We start from the raw sequence: 23,341 nt of genomic DNA, 5'->3' as shown, positions 1-23,341 counted from the left end.
AGAAATTCAATCAATCCTTATTTGTCCTTTTCGAGTTTATAATCTTTGTGTACGATTAAAAAACTTGCTCTTTCTTCTTTTTTGAAAGGATAATCCCAGTTACCCTGATAGGTAATTTTGGTTGGTAATTTATCCTCTCCGAAGTAACCCATTTCTATATTCATCTGCACATCAAAATCAAAAAGCATGTTGCTGTATTTCATATCAACATAACGCCCCAAAATATTGAAATTTCGTTTATCGAAAATGGTAACCAGTTCTTTGATCATGATGCCATCTTTTGTCCAGCTGCTTAAATCGGGTTTAACTGAAACCTTAAAACGGTATACCGGAATAGAATCGAGATAGGTACCGCTAGTGAAACCATAATCGTAATACTGGCGCATATTGGCCGAAAATATTTCGGTTTTACTGCCAATAAAAGGAACTTTTACAGGCCTACCTGGATTAAAAATCAATGTTTTAAGCTTGTCTTTATAACTTTCGTTTGTTCTGCCCTTTCCGTCAGGCTTGGGTGCATTGGGTACAAAATCAGTATTATAGGCATTCATAAAAATGTAATCAAACATCTCTACGGTATAAAGTTGGTATTTGCCGTTTTTCTTGTAAATTTTTCCGGTATCCTGTTTTACCAGATACTCCATTTTATAAGGACCATTATTGTTATGTCTTATTTTACGGTAAATTTTTCCATCAACCTTGTTCTTTTTATCGTAACTATAAATCCTGTTTTCGGCAATGAAAGAATAACGTTTCATATCCCTAAACGACTGATAAAAAGAAGTATCGTACATTACCTTTCTGATAAATGTTTCTACATTTAATTTTTCGGCCTTGATATTTACTGCAGAATCGAGCGTAATGGTTTTAATTGTATCAGGATTAAAACGGTTGATTTCCTGAGCAAAACCTGTGTTAAAGAGCGAAGTTAGCAGTAAAAACAAAAATACTTTTTTCATGGAAGGTAGATGTAAAAGGTAAAATGGATAATGTATCATGAAAGATGTAAAATAGGAGGATAATCAATTACGTCCATCTTACATCCTTCATCTTATCATTAATTCCCTAGTTGTTTTAAAGCAATATAAGCCATTAATCCTGTTGATATTTTCAAAGCGTCTTCATCAATATCAAATCGCGGGGTATGTACTGAATATTGCGTGTCTTTTGCGGCATTACCAGTACCTAAACGATAAAAACAGGCATCTGTTACCTGCGAGTAGAAAGAAAAATCTTCAGCAGCCATCCAGATATCTAAATCAACCACATTGTCTTTACCCAAAAATTCTTCAGCAAAGGTTCTTGCATTTGCCGTTAACTTTTCTTCGTTAATTAAAAATGGATAACCTCTATGGATATCAAAATCGCAGCTTCCCCCCATACTTTCGGCAATACCTTCAGCCATTTTTTTCATGCGTTTGTGTGCTTCATCTCTCCAGTTTTCATCTAAGGTTCTAAACGTACCTTCAATTTTTACCTCATTTGGAATGATGTTAGTTGCTCCATTGGCATTTACTTTACCAAAAGATAAAACCGATGGTGTACGTGGATCGGCATTGCGACTAACAATCTGTTGCAAAGCAATAATGATGTGTGAAGCGATTAATACCGGATCGATATTTTGGTGAGGCTGCGCACCATGACCGCCTTTCCCGGTTACCGTAACATACAATTCATCGGTTGAGGCCATGTAAATACCTGAACGGAAACCTACTTTACCGGCATCAATTAACGGCATTACATGCTGACCAACAATATAATCAGGTTTTGGATTCTCCAATACACCTTCTTTAATCATGATACTCGCTCCACCTGGCAATAACTCCTCTGCGGGCTGGAAGATCAATTTAATGGTTCCACCGAATTCATCTTTCATCTGATTTAGGATATGAGCCGTTCCTAAAAGTGAAGAAGTATGAACATCATGTCCGCAGGCATGCATTACACCATGGTTTTTAGAGCGGTAAGGCTTATCATTGGCTTCATGGATAGGTAAAGCATCCATATCGGCACGTAAGGCAATTACTTTATCAGATGGAAGGTTACCCTTAATTAAACCTACCACACCTGTATTGGCACAGTCGGTATATTCAATTCCCCATTTTTTTAATTTATCCTTGATGAACAATGAAGTTTCGAATTCTTTGAAAGATAATTCAGGATTGGCATGGATATGTTGACGATAAGCTACTACATCGTTAAAAATGTTGGCGGCCAGTTCTTGGATTTTATTTTTGATCATTGTTTGTTGTGGTATCTAAACTTGGTGCATTAATTTTCTCCCTAAAAATAAACAGTGTCGGGAAGTTTGGTCTGAGTTCGTTTATGAGGCGTTGCGCTTCTAAGCGCGTGCGGAAGTCACCAACCCGAACATAATAATTGGGTTCTTTATAAACGAGGTAGGTATTATATTTAGGATAAAGTCCTTTAAACCTTGCCTGTTCGTTAAAAACCTCGCGCCGGTCTGACCCATAGAAAATCTGTACGCGATAACCATAGGCGGAAACAATGGGTTTGCCCGGTTTTACCTCTCCAGAAGTTTTATAAACTGCCAAACGTTTGGCAATTAAACTATCAATTAAGGGATCTTTTATAACCGTCACCTCCCCTTTTTGTGCAAAAGCAGCAGTAAAAAGAAACAAACAGCATATAAAAGTTAGTATTATTTTCATGTGTAAAAATCCTGGCATTTAGTGAGCAGATGAATAAAATATCATCTCCTTTCTTCTTAACAACAAGAATGCCGAATCGTTGCAAAAATCGGCATTCTTTATGGGTTAAGCAAATAGTTATTATTTGGGCAGATTTTTTTCGGTTCGTCATTTCGAGTGCAGCGCAGCGAAGTCGAGAAATCTTTTAAACTAGGTAATCGGCTAGGGTTAATTCAAAAATTCTAAAGTACGGCCGAAAATCAGTTTCTCGGAAAAAATTTCTCCATTCCGCTGCCATGAAAAATCGGCATGCTTCAGTCGAAATGACGATCAATCTATGTGATGACATAATAAAAAAGCCCCGACAAAAAATGTCGGGGCTCAATAAGCTATTATAAGTATTGATTATAAATTAGCGCCGTGGCAATTTTTGAATTTTTTACCGCTACCGCATGGGCAAGGTTCGTTTCTGCCAACGGTTACTTCCTTACGGATTGGCTGTTGTGGAACGGCCTCGCGCGTATCGCCAAACTCGATACCTGGTTCTTCTCTACCAAATTCTTGTTTAGTAGTTTGCAGCTTCGGTTGTTTTACCGGGGCTGGTGCCTCTCTAACCTGATCTGGTTCTTGTTGAACCGGAATACCGCCTTTATATAAGAAACTTACCACTTCTTTATTCACCGCGTTAAGCATGTTTTTAAACAAGTTGAAAGCTTCCATTTTATAAATTACCAATGGATCTTTCTGTTCGTAAACCGCATTTTGTACGGATTGCTTTAAATCATCCATTTCGCGTAAATGCTCTTTCCAGCTATCATCGATCAAGGCAAGGACAATGGTTTTTTCGAATGAGCGAACCACTTCTTTTCCTTTATTATCGATAGCTTTCTTCAAATCAACCGCTACCTGAATACCGCGGATACCATCAGTAAACGGAACCACAATCTGTTCGATGTGTTCACCACGTTCCTGATAAACCTGGGTTAAAACTGGTAATGATTGTTGGATAATGGCTTCCGATTTACGTGCGTAAAATGCTTCAGCTTCGTCGAATAACCTTTCAGTTAACTGAGGAATACTGGTTGAAGTAAATTCTTTTTCGGTAATGGCCGTATCTAAAGAGAAGTTTTTGATTACTTCCAGTTTAAAACCATCGTAATTTCCTTCTTGTTTATATTCGCTTACGATATCTTCGGCAACATCGAAAACCATATTGTTCATGTCTACATCTAAACGTTCGCCAAATAAAGCATTTTTACGTTTAGCATAAATTACGGTACGTTGCGAGTTCATCACATCATCGTACTCCAATAAACGTTTACGGATACCAAAGTTATTTTCTTCTACTTTTTTCTGTGCACGTTCGATAGATTTGGTAATCATTGAGTGTTGGATCACTTCGCCATCTTCGATACCCATGCGTACCATGATACCAGAAATACGCTCTGAGCCAAATAAACGCATTAAGTTATCTTCTAATGAAACGAAGAACTGAGATGAACCTGGATCACCCTGACGACCCGCACGGCCACGTAACTGTCTATCTACACGACGAGACTCGTGACGCTCGGTACCAACAATGGCTAAACCGCCAGCTTCTTTAACACCTGCACCCAATTTAATATCGGTACCACGACCAGCCATGTTGGTTGCAATGGTTACGGTTCCTGCCTGACCAGCTTCGGCAACAATATCGGCCTCTTTCTGGTGCATTTTCGCATTTAATACATTGTGTTTAATTCCACGGAGTTTAAGCATACGGCTTAACAACTCGGAAATCTCTACCGATGTTGTACCCACTAGTACCGGTCGACCAGCTTTTGGCTCTAGTTGCCCTGTTTCAGGATTAACCGCAGGAATTAATGCGCCTTTAGCATCGAGCTTAGGCACAGCTCTACCTGTTGGATCGTATTTAATTACCGGTTTGCCATCTTTTTGTTTCGGATTTCCTTCTTTATCCAGCTCATATTCGGTTTCGTAATGAGAATACGGAAAAACAAGGAACTGAATTTCTGACGCAACGGCGTTATATTTTTCACGAACAGTACGGTAAACGTAATCCTGCTCATCTTTTCTAGAAATATTTCTGTTGGTTGGAATTTCTACTACGTCTAATTTGTAGATCGACCAAAACTCACCAGCTTCCGTTGTTGCAGTACCCGTCATACCACAAAGTTTGTGATACATACGGAAATAATTTTGCAGGGTTACGGTTGCATACGTTTGGGTAGCATCCTCAACTTTTACATTCTCTTTAGCTTCAATTGCCTGGTGTAAACCATCAGAGTAACGACGGCCATCCATAATACGACCTGTTTGCTCATCAACAATTTTAATCTTTCCTTCATCGATGATGTACTCTACATCAATCTCAAATAAAGTATAAGCTTTTAACAATTGGTTAACCGAGTGGATGCGTTCTGCTTTAACAGAATAATCGCGCATTAAGGCATCTTTTTGAACGACTTTTTCTTCTAAAGGCAGGTCAGATTTCTCTAAATCTGCCACTGCAGTACCTACATCAGGCAATACGAAGAAATTTGGATCTTCACCCGATTGGGTAATCAGTTCGATACCTTTTTCGGTTAATTCAACCTGGTTATTTTTCTCATCTATATAGAAATACAATTCAGAATCTACCTTAGGCATATTCTTAGATTGATCTGCCATATAGTGGTTTTCGGTTTTCAACAACAAACCACGAACGCCACTTTCGCTTAAAAACTTAATTAAAGCTTTGTTTTTTGGCAAACCACGGTATGCACGTAATAAAGCTAAACCACCTTCACCTTCTTCGGTTCCGCTGTTTCCTGCGTTGATTAATTTCTTCGCTTCGTTTAATGCTTGCGTTACGTATGCTTTCTGTGCATTCACTAAACGTTCGATGCGTGGCTTTAATTCATAAAACTCATGCTCATCACCACGTGGAATCGGACCTGAAATAATCAAAGGTGTACGGGCATCATCAATCAACACTGAATCGACCTCATCCACCATTGCAAAGTGCTGCTTACGCTGTACTAACTGGTCAGGTGTCTGCGACATATTGTCACGCAGGTAATCAAAACCGAACTCGTTATTGGTTCCGTAGGTAATATCTGCGGCATAAGCTTTTCTTCTTTCCTCAGAGTTTGGCTCATGTTTATCAATACAATCTACACTTAAACCATGAAATTCGAACAATGGCCCATTCCACTCACTATCACGACGGGCTAAGTAATCATTCACGGTAACGATGTGAACACCTTGTCCGGCCAATGCATTTAAATAAGCTGGTAATGTACTTACCAGGGTTTTACCCTCACCGGTAGCCATCTCGGCAATTTTACCGCTGTGCAATACAATACCACCAATTAACTGTACATCGTAATGTACCATGTTCCAGGCAACTTCAGTTCCTGCAGCATCCCATTTATTGGCCCATTGTGCCTTATCGCCAACAATTTTAACATTGTTTTTTCTTGCAGCATAATCTCTATCGAACTGGGTTGCGGTAACCTCTAAATAATCGTTTTCGCTTAAACGACGAGAAGTTTCTTTAATCACAGCAAAAGCTTCAGGAAGGATTTCCAAAAGTACTTTCTCCAATTCTGTATCGCGCTCTTTACCTAAGGCATCAACCTGGTCATAAATCGCTGTTTTTTGGTGAAGATCTAAATCTTCGCTCTCTGCATCAGCTTTTAGTGCTGAAATTTTCTCATCAATTTCGGTTAAAAAGGCCGAAATTTTTTCTTTAAATTCTATGGTTTTACCACGTAACTCATCGTTACTAAGCACAGACAGTTTACTGTAGTGTTCGTTAATTTTAACAACCAATGGCTGAATAGCCTTTATATCTCTTTCTGATTTACTTCCGAAAACCTTCGCTAAAAATCCTAACATTATAATATTTTAAATCGTATTTATTATTAAAAAAATGGTGTGTTACAACAACCAAGCCATTGTCTTTTTTAAGTCAGCTTGGCAGTTATTGCTATAAATGGGGGATAAAATCTTGTAAAAGATCTTTTAAGAAAGAAAGCTAGGGGCTGTTATTCTTTGGTTTTTTCCTGATTGTTAAATCAGCAATTACCTGATTTACGCTCACATATTTTGCAACTTTTAACGGGGCTTGGGTGCCTATTAATGCGAGCTTGGTATACGATAACAAGTATGGATTACGATCCTCATTAAGTTGAACCGATTCTTTACCCGTTGAATTAATACTGATATTATGCTCATTACAATATTCGTTTAATATCCTTAGCCCTTCAACACGTTCGGCTTTTGCCAAATGTGTTAAGCTAAAAAATACAAGCGATATGGTAACCAGGTGTTTCATTAATAGCGGCAAAGCTAGTTTTAATCTTTTATAAAAAGAAATTACATCATCGCAAAAAGCATACCTCAATTTTCTAAGCTTTATATAATAATAACTCCATCATAATGACAAACGATGGAATCATCCATACAAAAGCGTAAATTACCGATACCCATTAAATAAATTTTGTGGATATATGTTAATTTGTTTATGCTTAAGAAATTAAACTTTAGGATAATTATTCAAGTTATTGCCGCTATATTTCTGTTAAGTCTGCCGCTTCTTTTAGTTTCAGATCAAAACATTAAATACATCCTTACGACTTCGGGATTAGTACAATATTTACTTTTTTGCCTGATTTTTATAGCAATTTATTTTATACATGCCCTTTACTTGTTCCCAAAATTATATGACAAATCACGATATGTTTTATACTTATTTGGATTGATGATTATTTTGGCCGGTATATTAGAACTCAGGCCTTTTGATAAATTTATTTTTCAAAACAGGAACTTTGCTGAGCGACCGGCCACATTTGACCGCCCTCCGATGCCTCCAGATCAGAAACAAATTCTACCATTTAACGGCAAACCATTTCCAGGCGGCCACCAAAGAGGCGCTAAGACCGGCCCACGAATTGATGTGGCAAGTCTTTTTCTTTTTTTCCTAACCATTATAATTAGTTTTACCAAGGAAACAAATAAACAGTTAAGTCTAACTACACAAAGGGCATTGATTGCAGAAGCCGAAAAAGCGCAAGCAGAGTTGTCTTTTTTAAAAGCCCAGGTCAATCCACACTTTTTATTTAATACACTCAACAACATCTATACACTTGCCGTAATTAAAGATACAAATACAGCACCCTCGATAATGAAGTTATCCAACATTATGCGCTATATAACCGATGAGACCAAGCATGATTTTGTAAGTTTACAACAGGAACTGGATTGCGTTACCGATTTTATTGATTTACAAAAATTAAGGCTAACCCAAAAAACAACCTTATTATTTGAACTTGAAGGTGACTTTGAAAATAAAAAAATTGCCCCTTTAATATTAATGGCCTTTATTGAAAATGTTTTTAAATATGGCATCAGTAATCACAACAGCAATAAATTAATCATCAAAATTTTTAGCAGGCAAAATTCATTAATTTTATTTTGTCAAAATACTTTATATCCCGATAAGATCAATACCGAACGAAGTGGTATTGGTTTGAAAAATACAAAACAACGTTTAAACTACATTTACCAAAATAAGCACATTTTAAGCGTAGATAACAGCAATAACCTATTCACAGTTAATTTAACGATTCAATTATAATGGCTAAAACCTTAAAATGTGTAGTTATTGATGACGAACCACTAGCTGCAGCCCTGATAAAAAGTTATGTAGAAGCATCGGATAACCTGGAAGTTGGAAGTGTATTTGAAGATGCAATTGCGGCTTCAGAATATTTAAACAACAATAAAACAGACCTTCTTTTCTTGGACATCAATATGCCAGATATTACAGGTATAGATTTATTTAAATCGTTAAAAAATAAACCAATGTTAATTTTTACTACGGCATATAAAAACTTTGCTTTTGAGGGATTTGAATTGGAAGCCATTGATTATTTACTCAAACCAATAGATTACCCGAGGTTTAAAAAAGCGGTAAACAAAGCTAAAGAGTTTTATAGTTATCAAAATAATAAACAAGCTACAGATTTTGTAGAAAGCATATTTGTTCATTCAGAATACAAGCTTATTAAAATTAATTTGCCTGATATTTTATTTGTCGAAAGTTTGGAGGATTATGTCAAAATTCATTTACAGGGCAGCAAGATGGTTTTAACCTTAATGCCGCTAAAAAAAATGATGGATAAACTCCCTGCAGATCGTTTCAAACGTATACACCGGAGTTTTGTGGTATCTACACAAAAAATTAAAGCCATACATAACCGAAAAATAGAATTGATAACCGGAGAAATACTCCCAGTTAGTGATAGCTATGCTGATGTTATAAATGAATGGAAAAAGAGTTAATCTCTCTTAACACTTTTTAACTAAATTTTAACTGACCGATACAAAACTTCTCCTTATCGATACACACTTGCCTGGTTTATAGAATCTTTCGACTTTAGAATCAGTAACTAACAAGAAGATAATAGCATGGAAAGAAAAAATTTCATCAGGAGTTTAATGATTGGAGCAATCTCTACTCCTGTAATAATTGAAGCATGTAAAAAAAGTAGTGTTACTGATGAAACTTCATCAGGCTCGGGAACAGCTGGAACAACTACCAGTACAAACGGAACCTGTACTGTAGCACCTACTGAAACGGAAGGGCCCTTCCCTACAAAAGTACCTGCATCATATGTTCGCAGTGATATTACCGATGGACGTACAGGTTACAAAATGACAGCTAAAATTACAATTGGCAACTTGAATAACAATTGCGCTGCTTTGGCAGGAGCTATAGTAGATATCTGGCATTGTGATGCAGAGGGAAATTATTCTGAGTATGGCGGCACAGGTATGCAGAGCACAAATTATCAATCAGTCCATTTTTTACGCGGTAGGCAAACCACTGATGCAAATGGACTGGTAACTTTTACCACAATCTTCCCGGGCTGGTACAGTGGCCGCGCAACACACATCCACGTACATGTTTATAATGCAGCCGGCACATCATTAAATGTAACACAAATTGCTTTCCCCGAAGGTGCAGGAACATCATTGGCTTTAGTAAATGGCTATAGCAAAGGTATGACGGGCTATACCTATAATAATGCCGACAATGTTTTTAGCGATGATAAAACGGGTGTAGAAATTGCAGCCGTAACGGGAACATTGACGGCAGGTTTCGAACTCACATTTAAATTGAACGTAAAAGCATAGCATAATCCTTATAATTGTTTTATTTTCATAAAGACGTTAGGATTTCTTAGCGTCTTTTTTAATTTTATGCCATGTCGAGGAAAGTAATTACGCTATGTTATCGAAAAATAATTGATGCAACCAATACCAGCGCTTGGGACAAGTTTGTACATGAAGACAGTTTTGCTGAGTTTAAAATGCAGGCACAGTTTTATAATCAGGAAGAGCGATTTACTACTTTTGCCGAAATGGTATTGAATGTTCCAGAGGCTGAGAAATTACATTTTCTGGTCAGCGCAGCAATTACTGGCTATTTGCGCCAGTTAAATGGAATTATCCCTGATGTACTGGATAATTTAGGCAGACGTTTCCTGACTTTTGAAAACTTTAAATTCGAATTAATCAATTCGGATATTAACAGTCTTGAAAAGCATAAAGTGGCCATCAATTTTTTCTCAAAACCGCTGGTTTGGCACGATACAATAGATAATTTGCTTTTGGTATCGCAATTTAAAGAAAGTAATGAAGATGAAGTTTTCACAAATCTTTTTCAGATCCAGCCTTTCGTAAGTATCCATGCCATAAAAAACATTGATTAACGATGGAACTTAAACCTGGAAAAATATTTTTAGCCGATGAGCGGGGCTTAACAGAAACCTCGGCACTAAGAAGATACAGCACCTTTAATTTTGAGAAATATTACAGCGAACACAGAGAAGCTTTTGGTAACTTATTTTTATGCAATGATGAATCGATTGCTGGCGGAAAGGTTACCTTTTTTCTATGCAAAGAAGATTCGCTCCAGATATTTATGCCCATTACCGGCGGAATTGATATTGTTGCCAATGGAAAAGAATTTGCTTTAGAAACCGGGCAAGTACAGGTGTTGAATATGGGGAGGGGCGAAGTATTGGAAATCAGCAATCCTTATCAAAACAACCTAATTAACTACATACAGTTTGGGATTAAAACCGATATGTTTTTAATGCGGGCAAGCGAAATGCTTTTCGGTTTCGATTTTGAAAAAAACCAGAACCAGCTACTCGAAATTATTGCGAACCCGAAATTGCCTTTTAAATTAAGTGCAGGCATTTTTGCTGGTCGCGAAGAAGCAGTTTATAAAATGCAAAGCCCAAATCATCAGTTTTATGCTTTTATTATTGATGGGGCTTTCGAAATTGAAGGCCGCTTGATGCATGCAAGAGACGGTTTAGCACTCTGGGATATTGAACAGGTAGCCTTGGAGGCCTTGAGCAATAATGCGATTGTGGTGGCTTTGGAGTTTGGATTTTAGTTTTTTTGTCATTCTGAACGCAGTGAAGAATCTTTAATTTACTAATAGATTCTGAAACAAGTTCAGAATGACGGATGGAATGAAAGAATTTCTTCGTTTCGTCGTGAAGTCAGATGTTACCATCTGACTTAGTGCATATCTAAAAAGATTTGATTCAGTGTAAGATGGTAACATCTTACACCACAAATAAAAGCCTATTATTTAAAAACTACTTCCGTAGCGCCATAGCCAAACTTTTCTTTTCTGGCATCCATGTATGTTTTTACATGTGGGTTTTTACTGATCAGTTTATGGATTTTATCTCTCAAAGTACCATTACCAGAACCATGGATAAAAACGATTTTATCGAAATGATGCACAACCGCAGCATCCATGGCGGTTTGAAAATGATTGACCTGGATCTGCAGCATTTCATCAGCTTCTAAAAAATGATGATCATCTCTCAGTTTTTCGATATGTAAATCGATTTCTTTTTGAGGAGCTGCCACCGTTTTTTTCTCTTCGGTAGATTTGAAAAAACTTTCTTTTAATTTCTGTGGATCGATGGTTACCGGAACCAGGTCATCCAAACGGATTAACCAGCCCTTATTTCTCAATTGAGGCAATTCCTTTTGTTCGGTGCTAAAATCTTTTGCCCTAAATTTCTTACGGATTACTAAAGGGTCGATAGGTTTCACATCAGTTTTGCTAAATACTAAAACCTGAAAGTTAAATTCTGGCCAAAGGTCAAGATCGGCCAAAGATGCAGAATAAACTAAAGTAGAGCCGTAAGATTCGATTATCCCATGAAAAGCACCTGCATATTTTTCTTTACGCTCGGTGGTTAAGCTTACCAGTAAAATATTTGGAGAATGGTTCTGCAGGTGAAAATGCACCACATTACCAGCCTTATCATCGGTAGCAACAGCTATATAAATACCGTTTTCGATTTTGTTAATGCTGGGGATATTTACCTGGATGGGTTTTGGCGCATCCAACGCTTCGGCTACAACACCATGGCCATGCACAGAAGTTAAATTACTCACCGCAACAGGTATCTCGAAACCATCTTCATCGGTAACACCCAAAGTTTGGCTATCGATAATTTTAGTTACATAACCTTCACGTTTTTCATCAACAAAACGCACAAAATCTCCCAGTTTAAATTTCATTTTCTTTATTTTTTTTTGGCAAAGGTTTAGTCCCATGCATTTAATCAGATTATATCTTCGGACCTCAGACTTCCGACCCCTGACTCAATTAATGACGAGTATCGTTTCCGTGATAAATGCTCAGGTAACTTTCATACCTCGAAACTGCAATTTCACCATCGTTTACTGCTGCTAAAACGGCACATCCAGGCTCGTTAACATGCCTGCAGTTGTTAAAACGGCAATCGTGCGAGGTTTTAAAGATTTCTCTAAAAAAATGACCTAGTTCTTCTTTTTCAATATCAATAACGCCCAGTTCTCTAATTCCAGGAGAATCGACAATGAAACCGCCCTGTGGCAGTTCGAACATTTCGGCAAAAGTAGTGGTATGCTGCCCTTTATCGCTCCAGTCTGAAACCTCCCCCGTTCTTAAATCGCGATCGGGCAATAATGCATTAATCAAACTCGATTTCCCCACACCCGAGTGACCAGATATCAGTGTAATTTTATCTGTAATCAATTCCTGAATAACCGGAATATTAATACCTTTTAAAGCCGAAACTTCATAGCAGGCATAACCGATATTCTCGTATATATCTTTGAACTCCTGAAGAATTTCTAAACCCTCTTTACTAAACAGATCGAGTTTATTAAACACCAAAACTGCAGGTACATCGTAAGCCTCGGCCGTAACCAGAAAACGATCGATGAAACCTAAAGATGTACGGGGCGAAGCTAGCGTAACCACCAGCATGGCCATATCCAAATTTGCAGCCAATATCTGTGCCTGCTTACTTAGGTTGATCGATTTGCGGATGATGTAGTTTTTACGTGGTAGCATTTCGTGTATCAAACCCTGGTTACTATCCCGTTCCAGATCAAATTTCACCCTGTCGCCAACCGCAATCGGATTGGTGGTTTTAAGTCCTTTAATCCTGAATTTTCCTACAATCCGGCAATCATAGCGTTCGCCATTATCGGCCAAAACACTATACCAGCTCCCTGTAGATTTAATAACTAATCCCTGCATATTTGCGGTAAAGGTATGAATATGATTTCATTGGTAGAAGCGGCTAATCAGGATAAAAGTTTGTACATTAATGATGGAGAATAAAAAGGAATACAGATATTTCGACAATATATTTTGTTATCCATTAAATATCTTACATAAATCCAACGCTTTAAAAGGCAAAAAACCTAAATTTGCGACAACAAAAATCAAAAATATAATGAGTTTCAGAATAGAACACGATACCATGGGCGAGGTGCAGGTACCAGCCGACAAATACTGGGGTGCACAAACCGAACGCTCACGCAATAACTTCAAAATCGGACCAGAAGGTTCGATGCCAAAAGAGATTATCCACGCTTTTGGATATCTGAAAAAAGCAGCTGCGCTTGCCAATACCGAGCTGGGTGTATTATCAGCAGAAAAAGCCGATTTAATAGCTAAAGCATGTGATGAAATTATTGCTGGACAGTTAGATGATCAATTCCCATTGGTAATCTGGCAAACTGGTTCGGGTACGCAAAGCAACATGAATGGTAACGAAGTGATCGCAAACCGTGCTCATGTAATTAACGGTGGTTCATTAGCTGACGATAAAAAAGTGCTTCACCCTAATGATGATGTAAATAAATCACAGTCATCAAACGATACTTACCCTACTGCAATGCATATTGCAGCCTATAAACTTACGGTAGAAAATACCATTCCAGGTTTAGAGAAACTAAGAAATACTTTAGCTCAAAAAGTTGAAGAATTCAGTGCAATTGTTAAAACCGGGCGTACACACTTTATGGATGCTACGCCACTTACCTTAGGACAGGAATTTTCGGGTTATGTACAACAGATCGACAATAGCATCAGGGCCATTAAAAATGCCTTGGTTATGGTTGCCGAACTGGCTTTGGGTGGTACCGCAGTTGGTACAGGCTTAAATACGCCAAAAGGATACGATGTTTTAGTGGCTAAAAAAATTGCCGATTTAACCGGATTGCCATTTGTTACGGCTCCAAATAAATTTGAGGCTTTAGCAGCGCATGATGCAATGGTAGAGCTTTCTGGCGCTTTAAAACGTACTGCGGTTGCTTTAATGAAAGTAGCTAACGATGTAAGAATGTTGAGCTCCGGCCCACGTTGTGGTATTGGCGAAATTGTAATTCCTGATAACGAACCGGGATCTTCAATTATGCCAGGTAAAGTTAACCCTACGCAACCAGAAGCTTTAACGATGGTTTGTGCACAAGTAATCGGTAACGATGTTGCCGTTTCTGTGGGCGGGATGAGCGGCCATTTTGAACTTAACGTATTTAAACCGCTAATTGCGGCTAACGTTTTGCAATCCGCCCGCTTAATAGGTGATGCCTGTGTTTCTTTTACCGATAAATGTGCGGAAGGAATCACCGCTAACTTGCCAGAAATTGAGAAACACTTACAAAATTCTTTAATGTTGGTTACGGCTTTAAATCCGCATGTGGGTTACGAAAACGCTGCTAAAATTGCAAAGAAAGCGCACAAAGAAAATAAAACTTTAAAAGCTGCAGCTGTAGAGCTGGGCTTGTTAACCAACGAACAGTTTGATGAATGGGTTCGCCCGGAAGACATGGTTGGCAGTTTGAAATAATTAATTTTCAAAGATGTTATAAAATATAAAATTTGTCATCCTGAGCCTGTCGAAGGACCCGCTATAAATTTATAATTAAGCGTTTCGACAGGCTCAACGTGACAAATCCAAGTGAAAGTATTTTATGCTACAACCTCTTTGCTAGCTTCAACAATTACAGTTCTAATCAATACGGTTAATTAAAACACAGGTAAAATGAATTCAGTACTCTCTACATTGCTCAGCTTAGTATCCATCATATCGCCTTGCATCGTATTTGGAACCTGTTGCTTTTTTTTAATAAAAAGATCTTCAGTTGAGGCCATTTTAATGACCATTGGCTCGGGTATTGGCCTGCTCATTAACCTATTTTACAGTTTTTTAATGCCATTACTAATTTCAGCTCAACATTTAGCTTATACAGAAGTTTCAAAGTACTATTCTATCGTAGGCGTCATTAGCTTTATAGCCAGTCTTTGTTTTGCAGCCGGGCTTTTCATTTTGGTTTACAATACCGTTAAAAAGGATGCTGTCATCCACGATCAATTTCCTAAAAGCATCGATTAACAATACAATGAACAAGCTGCACCCCGGTTTAAAGAATTTCTACATCATCCTTACATTATCTATCTTACATGTAGCTTGTAGTCCGCGGCCTAATATACAGGGCAAAGGTGAAGATTTTATGCAAGGTGTCTGGAATGAAGATTCTGTCGCTTTTAGCAATAAACTGAGCAACTACACACAGCACCACTTCAAATTTACCTGCGATTCTGTTTATATTGATATGGTTACCCACAGCAAAGTGAATTTTTACGAAGATTCCTGCTACAACAATGGCATTTGGAAAGAATATGCCAAAGGTGTTTACGTAGTTAAAGGTGATACCCTATTTGTTGGCGCCACCTTTACGCATGCTAATCATAAACAAAAAATATCGGGATGTTACCGCATTGGCCGATACGATAAGAACTTCCTGATCAAAAAGAAATCTGCAGATACCTTATTCTTAGAAAGTTTAAGCGATCAGCGCGAAATCAAATTAATCCTCAAAGAAAAAATTACCTGTATACAAAAAGAATTATAAAATGATTTTAACATCCATTAAAAAGAAATTAACCATTGCGCTGGTTTTTGGTTTTTTAGCCTATTTACCAATTCAGGCAAATGCCTGGGGGACTATTGGTCACCGGGTAGTTGGCGAAATTGCCGATAGCTACCTAAAAGCTAAAACACGCAAGGCTATTCAGGGCATTTTAGGTTACGAAACTTTGGCCATGAGTGCCAACTGGGGCGATTTCATCAAATCAGACTCTACCTACAATTACATGTATAACTGGCATTTTGTTAATCTTCCTGTGGGGCTCAACAAGGATGGTGTTTACAACTTTTTAGAAACTGAAAAATCGCCTAATCTTTACAACAAAATACCTGATCTAATTGCTGTATTAAAGAAAGTAAGCAGCACCCCAGCCGAAAAGAAATTGGCTTTACGCATGTTGGTGCACCTGGCTGGCGATTTATCTCAACCGATGCATGTTGCCCGTAAAGAGGATTTGGGTGGTAACCGCATTTCGGTATTATGGTTCAATGAAAAATCGAATATCCACAGGGTTTGGGATGAACAGCTTATCGAGTATCAGCAGTTAAGCTATACAGAATATGCGAAAGCAATTAATCATCCTTCGGCTGTTCAACTTTACAACTGGCAGAACACAAACTTGAAAGATTGCATTTATGAATCGTACACCATTTGCAACAAAATTTATGATACCACCAAACCGGATGCTAAATTAAGCTACCGCTACAATTTTGATTGGGTTGAAACCCTCAACAGCCAGTTACTAAAAGGTGGTGTGCGTTTGGCTAAAATGTTAAACGATATCTACGGATAATATTTCAGATATTCTTCGATGCCCTAATGCTAAAAGCTTGGGGCATTTTTTTTGTCTGTAGCATATCAACCATAAAACTCGTTTAATTAGATATAAACCAAAACCGATTATAAACCATGAAAAAATTAATCCTTATTTTAACTGTTTGTTTAGCGTTCGGCTGCAAAAAAGATCTTGACAAAACATTAACCCAAAAAGACTGGCGCATCGAATCGGTTACAGTTAGCCCGGCAATGACCATTGGCCAAAAAACGAGCACCAACTATATGGAACTGATGGGATCAGCCAGTTGTGTGAGTAATTCCATGATCTCTTTTTCTCAGGATGGCACATACACTTCAGGTTCCAACGGAGCGCTTTGCGATATGATATCTGACACAAGCATTAGAACCTGGAGAAGGGATGGTGATCAGATTTTTTTATCTTATGCGCCACAATCACCAATGACATTAAAGGGAGATAGATTAACACAAAGTACTTCAAACCCAGGAGAAGGGGGAATTATTTATACATTTGTTTTTGTATATAAATCCAAATAATATTGAAAATTTTAATGGTCTGCCTTGGTAACATCTGCCGTTCACCGTTGGCTGAAGGCATTATGCGCCATCTGGTTAATGAACGAAACTTAAACTGGGAAATTTCTTCGGCAGGAACGGGTAACTGGCATATCGGCAAAGCCCCGGATCACAGGAGTATTTCGGCAGCGAAAGCGCTAGGTTACGATATCAGCAAGCAGCGGGCGCAACAATTTAACCATTCCATGTTTGCTAAATACGATCTGATTTTGGTTATGGACAGGAATAATTTAGCTGATGTTCAAAGTCTCGCTAAAACCAATGAGGAGCGGAAAAAGGTTAAACTTTTCCTTGATAACGACGAAGTTACAGACCCATATTGGGATAATGCCCTGTTTAACCCCGTTTGCAGACAGGTTGAAGAAAGGTGTAGAGAAATTATCAAACAACTTTCTTAAATTTAAAGCTCAATATCAATCACTAACCAAGTCAAAAATGAAAAAGTACCTGTCAGTATGTTTGTTAATTACATCCGTTTTTTTATTCCAAAGCTATACCACTGCTAAGAAATCGGCAAAAGTTTTAGTTTTTTCCAAAACCAAAGGCTTTAGGCACAATTCTATTGAAACCGGAAAAGAAGTTATCCAAAAATTAGGTATCGAACATCATTTTGATGTAGATACCACAGAAAATGCCGATCTGTTTACAGAAGATAACCTTAAAAAATATGCTGCTGTTATTTTTCTAAATACAACAGGCGATGTTTTAGACAATAAACAACAGGTAGCCTTCGAAAGATATATCCAGGCAGGTGGAGGTTATGTGGGCATCCATGCCGCAACGGATACTGAATACGATTGGCCTTGGTACGGCAAATTGGCCGGCGCTTATTTCATCAGTCACCCGGCCGTACAGGAAGCTAAATTTATCATTAAAGACAAAAAACATCCTTCAACCAAATTCTTTGCCGATTCAGTTTGGATGAGAAAAGATGAGCTATATAACTTTAAGGATATCAATCCAGATATTAAAGTGCTGATTACCTTAGACGAGAAATCGTATACTGGCGGTAAAAATGGCAATTTCCATCCTTTTAGCTGGTACCACAATTTTGATGGCGGCAGGGCTTTCTATACCTGTATGGGCCATACCAAAGAAGGCTGGACAGAAGGTAAATTCCAGAACCATTTATGGGGAGGCATTGAATATGCCATAGGCGGACAAAAGAAACTGGACTACAGTAAGGCCCATTCAAAATTATAAGATCAAGGTTGAGCCCGCTGAACAATTATCAGCGGGCTCGACCTTTCATCCAAATCTAATAAAACAACTGAGAAAGCACATTGCTTGCACTTGGAGCCGCAGGTTTCAGGAATAGATATTTATGAAGATCTGGCTTTTTTCAGATTAACCAAATAAATATAATTCAGCATACAGAAAGAAGCTACGGCCCCGAAAGTATGCCATAAAAAGTGAGTACCAATTGTAAACACATCCCATTTATCGGCAATGCGGAAAGTTAGCGCAAAAATGAAAGCAATTAGGGCAAAGCCAACCCATTTGCCATTTTTCCATTCTGTTTTGATCAAATAGCCAAATACAGGAAATAAAACCAGCCCAGCCATAAAAGCATAATTGATATTGATAAAAATCTGAAAATCGCCATTGCTAAAAAGCCTTCGAACATAAAACTGGAAGAAGGCATATATCGCTACAATTAGAACGGCAAAATACCACTTGGTTAACTTCGAAAGAAAGTAAACACCAGCCGAAAGGCACAAAATCATAATCGGCATCCAGTCCATCATAATAAAAATTGGCCAACGCCTCAATCCATGATAAGTGGTGCCTCCAATTCCACCTATATAAAGTAAAACCAGGGCAATGGTCAGAAAAGTATGCTGTTTAAAATTCCCCCAAATTTTTATTGTCCAATACACTGCAATAGCCAAAAAAAAGCAACTAGTTATAGTATTAAATGGCTCAGGAAAAAGCTGGCTAAGATTCGTTTCAGTATACATTGTACCTCCATCGGGAGGATTCTGGATAAAAGCGCTCATAGTTAATTAACGTAAACTGAAATTAAATGTTTGGTGAATCCATGTAACGATCAAGATGTAAAAATAATTTCGTGTTTACATTTTCAAGACGTTAAATATTGATTAACTCTTTTCCTTCAGCTGTTATTTTTTTGTACTTTAGTTAGATCTAAGCTATAATGATGATGAAACCCATATTAATTCTTTTTCTATTCTTAACAACAGCAATTTACGCCCAAACACCGCCTAAACCTTACGGTGTACTACCATCAAAAAGGCAACTGGCCTGGCATGATATTGAAGTTTACGGCCTAATCCATTTTACGCCAACTACATTCGAAAACAAAGAATGGGGCTTCGGCGATGCGGATCCGAAAACATTTAACCCGACAGATTTTAACGCCGATCAAATTATTAAAGCAGCTAAGGCTGGTGGATTAAAAGGCATTATCTTAGTTGCAAAACATCATGATGGTTTTGCTTTATGGCCAACCAAAACGACCGATTATAATATCAGTAAAAGTCCTTTCAGAGCAGGAAAAGGAAATTTAGTTAAAGAAGTGGAGCTGGCCGTACGTAAAAATGGTTTAAAGTTTGGCGTATACTGCTCGCCATGGGACAGGAACAATGCGCTTTATGGTACCGATAAATATCTGGCCATTTATCAGGCCCAGTTAAAGGAGCTTTATAGCAATTTTGGCGAACTTTTTATGAGCTGGCACGATGGTGCAAACGGTGGTGATGGCTATTATGGTGGTGCAAAAGAAAAACGCTCGATAGATAACACGACCTATTACGACTGGAAAAACACCTGGGCCATTACCCGTAAAATGCAACCGATGGCCAATATTTTTAGCGATATAGGTTTGGATATCCGCTGGGTGGGCAATGAAGATGGACATGCAGCGCCAACCTCATGGGCAACCTTTACACCAATGGCTCCTGATGGGAAAAATGAAGCCGTTCCCGGCCAGGCAAATTATCCGCAAAGCCCTGAAGGAATACGAAACGGTAAATTCTGGATGCCAGCAGAATGCGATGTTCCTTTAAGAAAAGGGTGGTTTTACCATGCCAACGAAAAACCTAAAAACCCAGAAACACTGTTCGATCTATATTTAAAAAGTGTTGGCCGTGGCGCAGGTTTAGATCTGGGTTTAGCACCCGATACCCGTGGACAACTTCATGATGATGATGTAACTGCTTTGAAAACTTTTGGCGATATGGTTAAACATACCTTCGAGCGTAACCTGGCCAAAAATGCATCGATTAAAGCGAGTAATGGCCGGGGCAAAAAGTATGATGTTGCTGCCTTGCTCGATGGCAACAGGGAAAGTTACTGGGCCACGCAGGATAACATTCATCAGGCCAGTTTAGAACTAGATTTAAAAACAGCGAAAACCTTTGATATCATTAGCCTACAAGAGTATATTCCCTTGGGTCAGCGAATTGAGGGCTACACCATTGAGGTATTTGAAAACAATGCATGGAAAAAAGTTTACGAGGGCACGAGCATCGGCGCGAAACGTTTGATTAAATTGGAGAGCCCTGTTACAACTAATAAAATAAAAATAAATATTACCAAATCGCCTGTTTGTATTACTTTAAGTGAAATTGGGATATATAAATTCACAAACTAATTTTGATTTGCCCTGCTTAAGCTATCGCTAAGTTTGAAAGTGAGTTCTGCAACATTGGATATTTCTTTGGATGTTTGTTTACTGTACTTTGATACGCTATCAGCTTGAATATCCCTTAACATCAAAGCAACAGCAAGAGACATTTTTTTTGCAATTTCTGCTTTCTTCGAACGATCGTAAGCCTCTAGATCTTTAAGCTTAAGAGGCTTCATCTGTTTGATAATTTGCAGGTTATTCTGGCTGGGGATAATGCCATAATCGTTCACTTCTCTAAGTTTTTCCTCTTTTGATAAGGATGCTTTCAAATATAAAAGCTGATTAAAGGAAATCAGGTTATCGCTAAAACTATCCCTTAGCTTCTTGTATTGTTGCGTTTGATAATTCGGAGTAAAAAAGGCTACTCCAAACGAAAAAGCGATAAATAAAATAAACACGCCCGCATAGCGCAATTGAGTATTCTGCCAAGGCTGCTTTTGTAATTTAAAGCTAAAAACATAACAGATTATAAAACCAGCTATCATGCCTGCAATATGTGTTGCATTATCAGTTGATTTAGATAATGATCCGTTTAAAATAATTATCGCAGTTACAAAAACTGTACTGATCAACAATGCCCGGCCTGCATTTTTCTCAAAATATTTATTGAGCAAAAGTGCTATAAGTGCACCCATTACGCCCATAACCGCACCAGAAGCGCCAAAAATATAACCCGATTCGTGAAAAAGTAAACTGATAAATCCGCCACAAATGCCACTTAACAAATAAATAGTTAAGAATTTTTTCCAACCTAATTTATTTTCAACCATTAACCCTAAATAGATTAATGCGTACATGTTAAAAAACAGATGAGAAAACGACACATGGATAAATAAGCTTGAAATTAGTCTCCAATATTGCCCATCAAGCACCAGGAATTTATTGCTCACACCAAAATAAACCAATAAGGTTTGTATTTTTTCAACAAAACTTTCTTTAGAACCTGTTTGGTAGGCTTGTGTTAGTAAGTATTGCCTGTAAACAAATGTTACAAACGTTATTAAAACCCAATACAGAACATTCAATGCAACCAGGATTGGGGTAACGATATAACCCTTTTGAGGAAAAAACAGGAAGAAAACATTTTTGATCTTATTTTTAATGGCTAATGGGGCCTTTTCAAAATAAGTACCATCGGTAGTGGCAACTAATTCATGGAATTTAACTCTAATTTCATCCCACGAATCCTTTAGGTGATACTCCACGTATTCAAATTCATGAAAGAACTTTTCGAGGTTTGCATCATTCTTCCCATAATCATTTAAAAGCAGCTGAATACCTACGCATTCGCTTTTTACTACGGCAAAATTGCGGATAATACGGATCGAGATCTCCTCACTATAGGATTGAAAAGATAATGGTGTATAAGCAATAATCCCGGTTTCTGATAAGTGACTTAACTTCCATCCCAGATTTTCAATGGCCTGCCTGGCAACAATTAAGTATTTATCTGCCGGAAAATCGGCCAAAGGAATATATTTTTCAATTTTAGGCGAGTACCCCCAACTGATTGACATAGCGCGTTATATTTTTTTCGCTACTAAGATAATATAAGGTGATAGATTTTTGCTTTCGAATGGAATAATCTTTGTAAATACTTTTCCGGTCAGCCAAACTACTTTCTTAAATAAACGAACGCCTGCCGATTTCTGGCTTTCATTTTCCAGCCATACACTAAATCGACCAAAATAATCAGATTTTACTTCTTTAAGTCCGGCCTGCTCGCAGATAGATTTCAATAACACTGGGTTCATGCTATCAATATTGTGTTTATCGTAGTTTTCTCTATCGAAATTCTTTTGAAACCAGCCGTTAACTGCTTTAAAATTTGGCAGCGTGATAAACAATGTGCCACCTGGTTTTACGAAAGCGATATGACGGTTAATAATATCAGCAGTATCGTTAAAATGTTCAATTAAACCGCAGCTTAGTACAAGATCATACTGCTTTTCGGGCGCGTAATTAAAAAGATCAGTTTCAATGATATGGATATCCTTTTCGGTTAAGCCGTTCTTTTCTAAAAGCTCATTTACAACCGGTGGATGAACAAAATAATCGAGAAGGGTAACATCAAGTTTGAAATATTTTTTCAGGAATACGGCATAATAACCCGGAAAACCACCCAATTCTATAGCGGTTTTAACATTATCTTTCTGAATAACATCGGCCAGTTGCTGATGAAATAAATAGTTTGAAGGTAACTGAACCGCTAGCCCTTTTTTACTTTCCCAATAATTTACCCAAAAAGCCCTGTCGGTTAATAAATTTGCCATGTTTTAAATAATTCCAATCCCAAAGAAACGGAAAAATTTGGTTAACTGCCTAAAATGGTTAACTGTTTAAACTGATAAAAAATATCACATTGAAACTT

General features: G+C 37.8%; 24 protein-coding genes. 13 read left to right on the top strand and 11 right to left on the bottom strand.

What is annotated here, in order from left to right:
* Positions 1 to 17: 17 nt before the first annotated feature.
* The 5 genes from AC1RJ8_RS04015 to AC1RJ8_RS03995 form a co-directional block, all read right to left on the bottom strand.
* On the bottom strand, positions 18 to 959 hold the full coding sequence (locus tag AC1RJ8_RS04015) for a hypothetical protein (RefSeq protein WP_492952621.1): 942 nt from the start codon (positions 957 to 959) through the stop codon (positions 18 to 20).
* A 98-nt stretch (positions 960 to 1,057) separates the two neighbouring features.
* On the bottom strand, positions 1,058 to 2,242 hold the full coding sequence (locus AC1RJ8_RS04010) for a M20 metallopeptidase family protein (RefSeq protein ID WP_492952620.1): 1,185 nt from the start codon (positions 2,240 to 2,242) through the stop codon (positions 1,058 to 1,060).
* Entirely contained in the window at positions 2,229 to 2,672 is a 444-nt protein-coding gene (locus AC1RJ8_RS04005) for an SPOR domain-containing protein (protein WP_492952619.1), read from the bottom strand. Before AC1RJ8_RS04005 ends, AC1RJ8_RS04010 begins: the two co-directional genes overlap by 14 nt.
* A gap of 384 nt (positions 2,673 to 3,056) precedes the next feature.
* Complete coding sequence (locus AC1RJ8_RS04000; RefSeq protein WP_492952618.1) at positions 3,057 to 6,533, bottom strand: preprotein translocase subunit SecA; 3,477 nt, start codon at positions 6,531 to 6,533, stop codon at positions 3,057 to 3,059.
* Positions 6,534 to 6,672: 139 nt separating this feature from the next.
* Entirely contained in the window at positions 6,673 to 6,972 is a 300-nt protein-coding gene (locus AC1RJ8_RS03995; RefSeq protein ID WP_492952617.1) for a hypothetical protein, read from the bottom strand.
* A gap of 189 nt (positions 6,973 to 7,161) precedes the next feature.
* Between AC1RJ8_RS03995 and AC1RJ8_RS03990 the strand changes: the two genes are divergently transcribed.
* The 5 genes from AC1RJ8_RS03990 (at position 7,162) to AC1RJ8_RS03970 (ending at position 11,109) form a co-directional block, all read left to right on the top strand.
* A complete protein-coding gene (locus AC1RJ8_RS03990) occupies positions 7,162 to 8,274 on the top strand; it encodes a sensor histidine kinase (RefSeq protein ID WP_492952616.1) in 1,113 nt (370 codons plus the stop codon).
* On the top strand, positions 8,274 to 8,981 hold the full coding sequence (locus tag AC1RJ8_RS03985; protein ID WP_492952615.1) for a LytR/AlgR family response regulator transcription factor: 708 nt from the start codon (positions 8,274 to 8,276) through the stop codon (positions 8,979 to 8,981). The genes AC1RJ8_RS03990 and AC1RJ8_RS03985 overlap by 1 nt, the downstream gene beginning before the upstream one ends.
* Before the next feature lie 126 nt (positions 8,982 to 9,107).
* Entirely contained in the window at positions 9,108 to 9,836 is a 729-nt protein-coding gene (locus AC1RJ8_RS03980) for a dioxygenase family protein (RefSeq protein ID WP_492952614.1), read from the top strand.
* A gap of 71 nt (positions 9,837 to 9,907) precedes the next feature.
* A complete protein-coding gene (locus tag AC1RJ8_RS03975) occupies positions 9,908 to 10,414 on the top strand; it encodes a hypothetical protein (RefSeq protein ID WP_492952613.1) in 507 nt (168 codons plus the stop codon).
* A 2-nt stretch (positions 10,415 to 10,416) separates the two neighbouring features.
* Positions 10,417 to 11,109 (top strand): pirin family protein, encoded by a 693-nt coding sequence (locus AC1RJ8_RS03970; RefSeq protein WP_492952612.1) that lies wholly within the window; start codon positions 10,417 to 10,419, stop codon positions 11,107 to 11,109.
* A gap of 197 nt (positions 11,110 to 11,306) precedes the next feature.
* Here the strand turns inward: AC1RJ8_RS03970 and AC1RJ8_RS03965 are convergent, their stop codons facing one another.
* The gene (locus AC1RJ8_RS03965) at positions 11,307 to 12,260 is read right to left on the bottom strand and encodes a Smr/MutS family protein (RefSeq protein ID WP_492952611.1); all 954 of its coding nucleotides are present in this window, start codon (positions 12,258 to 12,260) and stop codon (positions 11,307 to 11,309) included.
* A gap of 88 nt (positions 12,261 to 12,348) precedes the next feature.
* Positions 12,349 to 13,269: a ribosome small subunit-dependent GTPase A gene (rsgA, locus tag AC1RJ8_RS03960; RefSeq protein WP_057931375.1), complete on the bottom strand. Its 921-nt coding sequence runs from the start codon at positions 13,267 to 13,269 to the stop codon at positions 12,349 to 12,351.
* Between the two features lie 199 nt (positions 13,270 to 13,468).
* Between rsgA and fumC the strand changes: the two genes are divergently transcribed.
* Complete coding sequence (gene fumC, locus AC1RJ8_RS03955) at positions 13,469 to 14,866, top strand: class II fumarate hydratase (RefSeq protein ID WP_492952610.1); 1,398 nt, start codon at positions 13,469 to 13,471, stop codon at positions 14,864 to 14,866.
* Between the two features lie 179 nt (positions 14,867 to 15,045).
* Here the strand turns inward: fumC and AC1RJ8_RS03950 are convergent, their stop codons facing one another.
* A complete protein-coding gene (locus tag AC1RJ8_RS03950; RefSeq protein ID WP_492952609.1) occupies positions 15,046 to 15,207 on the bottom strand; it encodes a hypothetical protein in 162 nt (53 codons plus the stop codon).
* 22 nt (positions 15,208 to 15,229) lie between these two features.
* Here AC1RJ8_RS03950 and AC1RJ8_RS03945 point away from each other — a divergent pair, with 22 nt between their 5' ends.
* The 6 genes from AC1RJ8_RS03945 to AC1RJ8_RS03920 all read left to right on the top strand — a co-directional run bounded on the left by AC1RJ8_RS03945 (position 15,230) and on the right by AC1RJ8_RS03920 (position 18,521).
* Entirely contained in the window at positions 15,230 to 15,412 is a 183-nt protein-coding gene (locus AC1RJ8_RS03945) for a hypothetical protein (protein ID WP_492952608.1), read from the top strand.
* Positions 15,413 to 15,419: 7 nt separating this feature from the next.
* Positions 15,420 to 15,932, top strand: coding sequence for a fumarate hydratase (locus AC1RJ8_RS03940; RefSeq protein ID WP_492952607.1), 513 nt, complete (start codon positions 15,420 to 15,422; stop codon positions 15,930 to 15,932).
* Position 15,933: 1 nt separating this feature from the next.
* Entirely contained in the window at positions 15,934 to 16,740 is an 807-nt protein-coding gene (locus AC1RJ8_RS03935) for a S1/P1 nuclease (protein WP_492952606.1), read from the top strand.
* A 116-nt stretch (positions 16,741 to 16,856) separates the two neighbouring features.
* The gene (locus AC1RJ8_RS03930; protein WP_492952605.1) at positions 16,857 to 17,279 is read left to right on the top strand and encodes a hypothetical protein; all 423 of its coding nucleotides are present in this window, start codon (positions 16,857 to 16,859) and stop codon (positions 17,277 to 17,279) included.
* A 2-nt stretch (positions 17,280 to 17,281) separates the two neighbouring features.
* On the top strand, positions 17,282 to 17,716 hold the full coding sequence (locus AC1RJ8_RS03925) for a low molecular weight protein-tyrosine-phosphatase (protein WP_492952604.1): 435 nt from the start codon (positions 17,282 to 17,284) through the stop codon (positions 17,714 to 17,716).
* A gap of 37 nt (positions 17,717 to 17,753) precedes the next feature.
* Entirely contained in the window at positions 17,754 to 18,521 is a 768-nt protein-coding gene (locus tag AC1RJ8_RS03920; protein WP_492952603.1) for a ThuA domain-containing protein, read from the top strand.
* 119 nt (positions 18,522 to 18,640) lie between these two features.
* Here AC1RJ8_RS03920 and AC1RJ8_RS03915 read toward each other — a convergent pair whose 3' ends face one another.
* Positions 18,641 to 19,318: a hypothetical protein gene (locus tag AC1RJ8_RS03915; RefSeq protein WP_492952602.1), complete on the bottom strand. Its 678-nt coding sequence runs from the start codon at positions 19,316 to 19,318 to the stop codon at positions 18,641 to 18,643.
* Positions 19,319 to 19,482: 164 nt separating this feature from the next.
* Here AC1RJ8_RS03915 and AC1RJ8_RS03910 point away from each other — a divergent pair, with 164 nt between their 5' ends.
* Complete coding sequence (locus AC1RJ8_RS03910) at positions 19,483 to 20,934, top strand: alpha-L-fucosidase (protein WP_492952601.1); 1,452 nt, start codon at positions 19,483 to 19,485, stop codon at positions 20,932 to 20,934.
* Here the strand turns inward: AC1RJ8_RS03910 and AC1RJ8_RS03905 are convergent.
* Together AC1RJ8_RS03905 and AC1RJ8_RS03900 are read right to left on the bottom strand one after the other, a co-directional pair.
* Complete coding sequence (locus AC1RJ8_RS03905) at positions 20,931 to 22,487, bottom strand: rhomboid family intramembrane serine protease (RefSeq protein WP_492952600.1); 1,557 nt, start codon at positions 22,485 to 22,487, stop codon at positions 20,931 to 20,933. The two genes, AC1RJ8_RS03910 and AC1RJ8_RS03905, sit on opposite strands and share 4 nt — an antisense overlap.
* A gap of 6 nt (positions 22,488 to 22,493) precedes the next feature.
* A complete protein-coding gene (locus AC1RJ8_RS03900) occupies positions 22,494 to 23,243 on the bottom strand; it encodes a class I SAM-dependent methyltransferase (RefSeq protein ID WP_492952599.1) in 750 nt (249 codons plus the stop codon).
* Positions 23,244 to 23,341: the final 98 nt, after the last annotated feature.

It is taken from the genome of Pedobacter sp. GW822-FHT03F06 (genome assembly GCF_058801365.1).
This window is presented reverse-complemented; position numbering and strand designations above follow the sequence as displayed.